Genomic DNA, 1,239 nt, shown 5'->3' with positions numbered 1-1,239 from the left:
GTGATAACATTCCAGTAATGGAAACCTTAACAGCAACCGATAATTGTGATGCATCAGTAACAGTAATTCCTACTGAAGTAACAAGTGGTGATGATGACGCATGTGGTTCAGAATACTTGATAACAAGAAAGTGGACTGTATCAGATTGTTCAGGAAACACTACTACACATATTCAAGTGATCACAGTAGAAGACACTCAAGCGCCAGCCTTTGTAGAGAGTTTACCAGCAGCAGAAATCACGGTAAGTTGTGATAACATTCCAGTGATGGAAACTTTAACAGCGACAGATAACTGTGATGCTTCGGTAACCGTAATTCCTACTGAAGTAACTAGTGGAGACGATGATGCTTGTGGTTCAGAATACTTGATAACAAGAAAATGGACAGTATCAGATTGTTCAGGAAACACTACTACTCATATTCAGGTGATTACAGTAGAAGATACAACAGCACCAGAGTTTGTAGAGAGTTTACCAACAGATACAACGGTAAGTTGTGATGCAGTTCCAGCAGCAGCAGTTTTAACAGCAACCGATAATTGTGATACTTCTGTAATAGTAAATTACTCAGAAGAATTTGCAGGACAGGATGATGAATGTGCATCAGTATATGTAATAACAAGAACTTGGACAGTACAAGATTGTGCGGGTAATGCCACATCACATACTCAGGTAGTGACAGTAGAAGATACTACAGCACCAGTATTTGTAGAGGAATTACCAGCAGATGTAACTGTAAGTTGTGATGTAGTTCCAGTAGCAGCGGTATTAACCGCGATTGATAATTGTGATGCGTCTGTAACTGTAAACTATTCAGAAGAATTTTCAGGACAAGATGATGAATGTGCATCAGAGTACTTAATCACAAGAACTTGGTCAGTACAAGATTGTTCAGGAAACACTACTACTCATATTCAGGTGATTACAGTAGAGGATACTCAAGCACCAGCCTTTGTAGAAACGTTACCAGCAGCAGAAATCACGGTAAGTTGTGATAACATTCCAGTGATGGAAATTTTAACCGCGACTGATAACTGTGATGCGTCTGTAAGTGTAATTCCAAGTGAAATAACAAGCGGAGACGATGATGCTTGTCCTTCGGAATACTTAATCACAAGAACTTGGACAGTACAAGATTGTTCAGGAAATACAACGACACATACTCAGGTGATTACAGTAGAAGATACAGAAGCACCAGCCTTTGTAGAGAGTTTACCAGCAGATACAACAGTAAGTTGTG

1 pseudogene is annotated in these 1,239 nt (G+C 39.5%); it reads left to right on the top strand.

Annotated features, from left to right (window positions below):
• Positions 1-1,239: pseudogene (locus ACQYZ7_RS16635) on the top strand (hypothetical protein); the annotation flags it as partial.

This window comes from Tenacibaculum sp. SDUM215027 (assembly GCF_050566205.1).
Lineage (GTDB): Bacteria > Bacteroidota > Bacteroidia > Flavobacteriales > Flavobacteriaceae > Polaribacter.
Note: the sequence above shows the minus strand (reverse complement) of the source record. Positions and strands in the feature narration are given on the sequence as shown.